The sequence below is a fragment of the Hyalangium sp. genome (assembly GCF_035629615.1).
Lineage (GTDB): Bacteria > Myxococcota > Myxococcia > Myxococcales > Myxococcaceae > Hyalangium.
The window spans coordinates 20,433-27,640 of sequence record NZ_DASPHO010000129.1; the positions used below are offsets into that span (position 1 = coordinate 20,433).

The window sequence follows — 7,208 nt, forward strand, 5'->3', positions numbered from 1 at the left end:
CCGGCGGCGGGAGGGCCTCAGGGTACGGTGGCACCTGAGCGGAGGCGAGGACGCGCCGGGTTTCATCCAGCGTCCATTCTGCGGAGTCCTGGAGCGCCGTTGCACTGACTCGGCGGAGCTCTGCGCCTACTGGGAAGTGTCGAGCTCCGTCGCTTCAACGGAGCCCGGAGGCGCCAGCGCGCCCAGCATCGCGGCGCTGAGCGCCGGGTCTGCCGGTTCGGAGCCTCCCACGAAGAGGCTCGCGCCCAGCTCCCGGGCCTCCGCCAACGCCTCCGCCGGCGAGAGCTCCTCCGAGCGGATCCTGTCGAAGAGCTCGTCATTGGCCAGCACCGCCACGGCCCGTGCCGCGCTCGAGGCGAGGAGCGCTGCCGCGGCAGAAGGTGTGTCCGCGGAGAGTGTCTGGCCAAAGATCGTCTGCCCATGCTCCATGAGCGCCGCCGCCACCGCGTCCCACGGGAAGGCTCCCATGGCGCCGCCCACGAGCAGCACGCGGAGCACCTCCGCGCGGGCCTCGGCGTCCGCACCCCGGAGGGCTTCCACCTGCGCCGCGTCCTCGAGCACGTCCGCCCAGGCCGTGCCGAGCCCCTCCACCTCTCCCCGGAGGAGCAGCGGCATCAGGTCTTCCACCAGCATGGCCGCCTCGTCTCCGAGCCCCGCGAGCTGCGCCGCGTAGAGCTGCGTGAGCGCCGCCACCAGCTCGCCGAGCGCTCGTGGCGCCATGCCCAGGCCGGGAACTCCCAGCACCTCGCCGGCCAGGGCCCCCAGCGGGAGCCGCCCTCCCGCCACGAGGCCATCCACCCCCCGAGTGACACTGCGGAAGATCATCCCCGCCGCCGCCGTCCCGAGGGGGCCTCCCAACGCCATGCCGATCAGCCCCACGCTCGTGGAGAGCAGCTCGCGCGCCACGCCGTCCACCGCGCTCACGGTTCCCGGTGGCTGCTCGCGGCGGGCCAGCGCATCCTCCGTGAAGGGCGTCAGGTTCTGGAAGAAGGCCTGGTGCTGGAGGCCCCCCAGCACCAGGGTCTGCGCCACCTGCCGTGGATCGGTATCGGCGTCGAGCTGTGTGGCGAGCGTCCGGAGCCCCGCCGCCGTCATGTCCGCGAAGGCCCGCCGCGAGGCGCTCACAGGGGAGTCCTCCAGCACCGCCCCGAAGAGCTCCTCGGCGAGCGACTCCAGGAACCGCGCGGCTTGATCCGGACGCAGCACGTGGGGCACGAGCACCGAGAGGGCCTGGGCATCCACGGGCTGTGTGAGCGTCGCCAGCTCCGGCAGGCGGGAGACCAGCGCCACCGGGAAGCGCGCGATGGGGGCCACCTGCTCCGGAAGGAACGTCTGGAGCGCGAGCTGGGCCTCGTGGGCCGCCGCGCTGGTGAGGTTGCCCCCGTACATTGAGAGCAGGGCCAGGGGCAGCTCGGCCCTCAGCAGGAAGAAGGAGAGGTTGGCCCGGCGCTGCTCAGCCGTCAGCCGCGCGTCGCTCAGGAGCTGCTCGCCCACGGGGTCCGAGAGCAGCGCCACCCACTGCACCATGTCCTGGGTTCGCGCCTCCTCGTCGCCAGGGTACCGCAGGCTGGCGAGGCAGGCCGCCAGCCCCGAGCGGAACTCCTGGCTCTGGAGCGCCCGGGCGTCCGCCTGAAGAAAGGCCTGGGTGAGCAGCACGTCCGTGGAAGGCTCGCGCGGCAGGTTCGCCACCGCGTGCAGCAACAGGCCCATGATCGCGGGCCCCGAAGGAGGCGCCGTGTTCGACGAGCTCTCCATCACGCCTGCATCACGGACCGGACGAAGTCCCCGAGGTTCCCCTCGCCGATGCGCTGGAGCAGGGCCTGGGCCGCCTGCGGACTGCCAGAAGCCGCCAGCGCCGCGCCGCGCGTGTAGGCCGGTGCCTTAGGGACGTCTGGCGCCTGGCTCTTCTCGTACAGCGCGGTGGCCACCTGTGCCTGCTGCTCGGGCGTGCCACGCCGGGCCACCTGCTCGCCCACCTCCAGCGGGCTGCGCTCCTCGGCCAGCTCTCCCGCAGGGCTCAGCTGCGCCTCCAGCTCCTCGGGCGCCAGCGGTGCGGCGTCCTCAGCCGCCGCGAGGAGCTCCGCCACCGGCTCGCCGCTCGAGGGGAGATCCTCCAGCGATGGCATGAAGCCATCCGTGGCCACCGACGGTTCCGGCGTGGAGTCCGTCTCCACAGGGAGATCATCGAGCGACGGCATGAAGGCATCGCTCGGCGCGCTCTCCATGCTCGAGGCCTCGAGCGTGTCCGGGTTTGCCAGCTCCGAGAGGACCTCGTTGCGCGCGTCCCCCTCGGGCATCGCCAGCACGAGCTCCACATCGTCGCGCGACAGCGTCAAGGCGCGCTTCAGGTCCGGGTGCGTGCTCTCCCAGGCCTGGGCATCCGCGAAGCGGTTCTCCGGAGCCTCGGGATCGGTCACGGAGCCATCCGGGTGCTGGATCACCGAGCGGCCGCCTTCCCCCTCCTTGGGCGTGTAGAGCAGCACCGAGTCCGCTTCCCCCGCCAGCTCGAACGACTTCTCCAGGTCGGCCGTGGCGCTCAAGCCCGGGCGGCTCCCGCTGTCCGAGTCCTGCCGCGCCTGCGCCTCCTGAGAGGCCGTGGGCGCCGAGCGGGAGCGCCATGCCTCCCAATAGCGAGCCGGAGGCGGGGGGATGTTCGTCCCCAGCAGGTACTGGTAGCGCGGCAGGCGGGCCTGGAAGTCGCTGTGACCCGTGTAGGCGCTCATCGGGTCCGACGATCTTCGCGGGCGCCCGGACAGGTTCGGCGCGTGCGACTCGAGCAGGGAGTGCTCGGCCTCCTGGGCCGACTGGAAGTCGCTGTGATCAGAGAACCCCCGCCGCACCGGCTCCACGGGATCCAGGGGCTTGTGTCGGATAGGCGCCGTCACCTCGAGGCGCGCGGCCCACGTCGCCGCGGAGGAGATCCCGGAAAGAATCCGGCGGATGGAGCTCATGCGTTCACCTCTCGCGGGCGAAGGATCGGCTGCATCTGCATTGTCATGCCGAACCCCTGAAAGTTGCTACCCCTACGTCGGTCGAGCACTCCTACACCGCGTGACTCTGGGGGATCAGCGCCTCATAGGGTATAGAGTCTCCAGCACTGCTATCCGCCGAGAGCCCGAGCTGGGGTGGTCGGACCCCGGACGTTGGTGTCGTTTCGCATGCTTGGAGGTGGCCCCCTGCTTGCTGTCCCAGGGGGGAACATGGAGGACGGGATGCGAATCGAGAGCGCGGGACAGACACACGTTGGCAGGCGATCCCACAACGAGGATGCGTACTGTGTCCGGAGCGATCTGGGCCTGTTCGTCGTCGCCGACGGGCTGGGAGGACAGGCCGGTGGCGAGGTGGCCAGCCGCTGCGTGGTGGACACCTTCTCCGAGTTCGGCGAGCGCATCATGCGCGACGCCGAGGCCACCTTGCCCCATGACTTCAATGCGCGGCTGAGCCGGGAGGAGAACCTGCTGCTGGCGTGCACCGCCATGGCGCAGCGCGCGCTGCAGACGCGCCGAGTGGGGTACCTGCGGGACATGGGCTCCACGGTGGTGGCGCTCGCCATTGGCGAGAAGGGCGGGGCCGTCGCCCACGTGGGGGACAGCCGCCTCTACCGGCTGCGCTCGGGCCAGCTCGAGGCGCTCACCCAGGATCACTCCGTCACCGAGGAGCTGCGCGCGGCCGGGCTGGAGCCACCTCCGCGAGGGCAGAGCGCCTTCGGCCACATCATCACCCGGGCCCTGGGGACGGAGCGGGCCGAGCCCACCGTGCAGCGGCTCGAGCTGCGCCCGGGGGATGTGTTCCTGCTGTGCTCGGATGGCCTCTATGAGCCGCTGGGCCCCGAGGGCATCACCGCCGGCCTCTCCAAGCCCTCCGTCAAGGAGGCCAGTGAAGTCCTCGTCACCAACGCCTACGAGGCGGGCGGCCGCGACAACATCACTGCCGTGGTGGTGCGCGTGGCCAGCGCCTGGTCTCCCACTCAGGGCCTCATCTAGGCGGAGCCCTCCTCGCGGGCTCGAGCACCAGCGCCAGCAGCGAGTCCACGCTCCGGTGGCACTCGACGGGGTGGCGCAGAGGCAGGTGCGAGTGGATCTCGTACCGGTTGCGCCGCCCATCCCGTGAGCGGGTGAGGTAGCCGGCCTCCTCTAAATCCGCGACGATCTTCTGCACCGCTCGCTCAGTAATGCCCACCTTTGACGACACGTCCCGCATCCGAGCCTCGGGGTTCAAGGCGAGGCACAGCAGCACGTGGGCGTGGTTGGTGAGGAAGGTCCACGGGGCCTCGTTTCCTGGTCGAGGGCTCATGGAAGGACATTCTAACGACCGCGCCCGTGCGGCGCGGGCCCTCTAGGGAAGGCCCAGCTTCGCCTTGATGCGCTCGATGAGGGCCTTCTCCGAGTCCGCGAAGGATCCATCGGAGACGGCCAGGGCCCGGATGGCATCCAGCACGTCATCCGGCCGGGTGCGGAGGATCTCCAGGTCCGGCTCGGGCAGCGGGCCACCGGCCTTGAGCGTTGTCAGGAGCGACTGGAGCTCCAGCTCGGGCACGGACCAGCTCCGGCCCAGGCCGAAGATGACCAGGTGCTCGGCGTGGGTGAGCTCGCGGTCGCTCCAGGCGACCTGGAGCAGCAGCTTGATGACCTCGGTGTTGAAGCGATCCTCGGTGGAGGGCGTCATCCGTCATTCCCCAGGGCAAGAGCGGTGGGACTCTATACCGGAGGAGGGGCGAGGTGGTGCTCGCCCCACGCTCCGGGAGGAAGTCTCAGGAGCCAGGGGTCTCCGCCGCGGTGACCTGCGGCTCCTGCGTCGCCTCGGCGGCGGCCTTGATGCCCGGCTCGGGCGGGATCTCGGCCTTCAGGCCCGGCTCGGGCGCCGCCTGGGGCTTTGTCTCGGCCTTGGCCTGGATCATCGCGTCCACGGGGAGTTTGCGGGGCGGCACCACGACGGGGGGAGGGACGGGGCAGCGCGTGCAGGGGCCTCGCAGCGGCACCGAGAGCACCTGGCCAATGCGCAGGAAGCTGCCGCGGATCCGGTTCACGTTGCGGATCGACGGCACGGTGGAGTTGTAGCGCATGGCGATGGCGCCGAGCGTGTCGCCCGAGCGCACCCGGTGCATGGCGATGTTGTGCTCCGGCTGCAGCGCGAGCAGCGGCGCGATGCGGCGCCCCAGCTCCTGGGCGCGGGGGTTGAAGAAGCGGACGTGGAAGTGATCTCGGTGTCCACGCGCGTGCTTGATGATCGAGTGCTCGCCCGCGTGGAACAGCGAGTCGAGCCACGCCTTGTCCTCGCCGATCTTCATCGCGTGCTCGAAGAGGACCTTCTGGACGCGGCGGTCGACGAGGATCACCTGCACGTCGGCATGGGTGACGAGCGCGCGGATGAGGGCCCAGTTCATCACCGGGTCGATGTAGTTCTCGCGGGCCCGGGCCCGCACCACGTTGCCGTTGGGGTAGAAGAAGCCCAGGTCCACGTCCCGGCCGTTCTGGTGGCTCTTGTGGGGCCGGATGTAGCCGCCGTCCCGGTTGCTGATCTGGTTTACCCGGAGCAGGGGCGCATCGGGGTAGCGCGCCCGGAGCTCGCGGATGACCTGGGTGAGGTAGTGGACGGTCTCCTCGGTGGTCCAGGCCTTGTCGGGCGAGACGACGGTCCAGTCCGAGCCCTCCGGGAAGCGCACGGCATTCACCATGCGGCCGCTGTGCACGAAGCCCACGGACACCGAGCCCAGGGCGGCCGGCTCCTCCTTCCACCGACGCTCCAGCTCCGCGTCGGACAGCTCGGCGGTGTACTGCACCTCGGGGCTGCCAGTGATGGCCTCGGGGCCCTCCGTCTCGTCCGACTCGGCCGAGTCGAACCCAACGGCCTCGGGCGAGTCGTTGTCTGAGTCCGAGTCCGGGTCGTTGTCGTCAGCCGCCTCGCCTTCAGCGGGCGCCTCCGCCACGTCCGCGCTCTCCGGAGGCTGCCCCAAGGAGGGTTCCACCCCTGCCGCCACCTGGGACAGGCTCCCTGTCTCGGTGGCCATGGGCGTGGCGGCGGGCAGCGCCGGGGTCGCCGCCTCGGCATGCTCGGGGAGCGCCGGCGGGGCGGTGGGAGGGACAACGTGCGCGGCACAGGCGGCGCACAGCAGCAGTGGGAGGCAGGACAGGAAACGCACGCGGCCCGAAGAATTACCCGAAATGAGCCAAACCTGAAGTCGACGGCTTCCGGAGATCCATCGCGGCGGGTTCCTGGAACCGCGGAAGGCAGGCAAGGGAGCAAGCCACCCCCCTCGGGCTTTCCCTGCTTCGCTCCTGGATTCAGCGGGGGTACTGGCCTCCTGGCCTGTCGTGTGCCCCAATGTGCTCGCGGGGCTGGCCGGTGTCCTGGAGGGTCCATTTGGAAGTGATGCTGGTGAAGATTCCCCCCCTCCTTGGAGAGGAGCTGGAGCGCCGGATTCAAGGCGAGGGCGGGGGGAAGCCACGACACTCCGTGCTTCGGACCCAGGGGCCGGAGACGCTTCCCGAGCTCCTTCCACCTGGGCTCACCGTGGTGGGCGACGCGGGGGGGCCGCTGGAGGAGCTGGTCGGCCTCTGCCAGCAGCTCCATGCGCGCCGGGATCCCTCCCGGACCCACGTGGTGCTCTTGACGCGCCGCGACTCGGCCGAGCTGGAGCGGTTGGCCCAGGCGGGCGTGGACGAGTTCGTGGCACCTCCGGGTGAGGCCTGGGGCGCCCGGCTCATGGCGCTCGAGCGGCGGCTGGCCCTGGAGGAGACGCGGCCGCGGCTCGTCCCGGAAGAGTCGCTCCAGGCGCTGCGGACCAAGCTGGAGCAGGCGCGGGACTTCCTGCGCAACGCGCTGGAAGCGCTCCCGGATGCCGTCTTCGTCAAGGATCGCGAGCACCGGTGGGTGGCCGTGAACAGCGCCTTCTGCCGGCTGTTGGGGCTCCCCGCGGAGCAACTGCTCGGCAAGTCCGATCATGACTTCCTGCCCGCCCCTCAGGCGGACATGTACTGGGAGCAGGACAATCAGGTCTTCCGCACGGGCCAGCCCCTGGAGACCGAGCAGACCTACGAGGACGCAGAGGGGACCCGGCTCCTCAGCACGAAGAAGGCGGCGTTCACCGGGGCCACAGGGGAGCCATTCCTCGTGGTCGTCATCCGCGACATGACGGAGCGCAGGCGGCTGGAGGTACAGCTCCGGCAGGCAGACCGGATGGCCTCGGTGGGGACGCTGGCCGGGGGCGT

The 7,208-nt window shown here is 70.7% G+C and carries 7 protein-coding genes; 2 read left to right on the forward strand and 5 right to left on the reverse strand.

From position 1 onward, the window contains the following. Positions 1-126: 126 nt before the first annotated feature. On the reverse strand, positions 127-1,755 hold the full coding sequence (locus tag VD972_RS06370) for a hypothetical protein (RefSeq protein ID WP_324982270.1): 1,629 nt from the start codon (positions 1,753-1,755) through the stop codon (positions 127-129). Then, the gene (locus tag VD972_RS06375; protein WP_324982273.1) at positions 1,755-2,951 is read right to left on the reverse strand and encodes a hypothetical protein; all 1,197 of its coding nucleotides are present in this window, start codon (positions 2,949-2,951) and stop codon (positions 1,755-1,757) included. Before VD972_RS06375 ends, VD972_RS06370 begins: the two co-directional genes overlap by 1 nt. 261 nt (positions 2,952-3,212) lie before the next feature. Here VD972_RS06375 and VD972_RS06380 point away from each other — a divergent pair, with 261 nt between their 5' ends. Then, the gene (locus VD972_RS06380; protein WP_324982276.1) at positions 3,213-3,983 is read left to right on the forward strand and encodes a PP2C family protein-serine/threonine phosphatase; all 771 of its coding nucleotides are present in this window, start codon (positions 3,213-3,215) and stop codon (positions 3,981-3,983) included. Here VD972_RS06380 and VD972_RS06385 read toward each other — a convergent pair. The 3 genes from VD972_RS06385 to VD972_RS06395 all read right to left on the reverse strand — a co-directional run bounded on the left by VD972_RS06385 (position 3,976) and on the right by VD972_RS06395 (position 6,139). Next, the gene (locus VD972_RS06385) at positions 3,976-4,293 is read right to left on the reverse strand and encodes a helix-turn-helix domain-containing protein (RefSeq protein ID WP_324982279.1); all 318 of its coding nucleotides are present in this window, start codon (positions 4,291-4,293) and stop codon (positions 3,976-3,978) included. The two genes, VD972_RS06380 and VD972_RS06385, sit on opposite strands and share 8 nt — an antisense overlap. Positions 4,294-4,335: 42 nt before the next feature. After that, positions 4,336-4,665, reverse strand: a complete 330-nt coding sequence (locus VD972_RS06390; RefSeq protein ID WP_324982282.1) for a TerB family tellurite resistance protein — start codon at positions 4,663-4,665, stop codon at positions 4,336-4,338. An 85-nt stretch (positions 4,666-4,750) separates the two neighbouring features. Continuing rightward, on the reverse strand, positions 4,751-6,139 hold the full coding sequence (locus tag VD972_RS06395) for a penicillin-insensitive murein endopeptidase (RefSeq protein WP_324982285.1): 1,389 nt from the start codon (positions 6,137-6,139) through the stop codon (positions 4,751-4,753). 236 nt (positions 6,140-6,375) lie between these two features. On the opposite strand from VD972_RS06395, the gene VD972_RS06400 reads away from it, so the two are divergent. Beyond that, positions 6,376-7,208: PAS domain-containing protein (locus tag VD972_RS06400; RefSeq protein WP_324982288.1), on the forward strand; the 833-nt coding region annotated here is incomplete at its 3' end.

Excerpts from the sequence above, each read along its gene's own strand:
- VD972_RS06385 (WP_324982279.1), bottom strand. The coding sequence starts at position 4,293 with ATGAGCCCTCGACCAGGAAACGAGGCCCCGTGGACCTTCCTCACCAAC.
- VD972_RS06380 (WP_324982276.1), top strand. The coding sequence starts at position 3,213 with ATGCGAATCGAGAGCGCGGGACAGACACACGTTGGCAGGCGATCCCAC.
- VD972_RS06375 (WP_324982273.1), bottom strand. The coding sequence starts at position 2,951 with ATGAGCTCCATCCGCCGGATTCTTTCCGGGATCTCCTCCGCGGCGACG.
- VD972_RS06390 (WP_324982282.1), bottom strand. The coding sequence starts at position 4,665 with ATGACGCCCTCCACCGAGGATCGCTTCAACACCGAGGTCATCAAGCTG.
- VD972_RS06370 (WP_324982270.1), bottom strand. The coding sequence starts at position 1,755 with ATGGAGAGCTCGTCGAACACGGCGCCTCCTTCGGGGCCCGCGATCATG.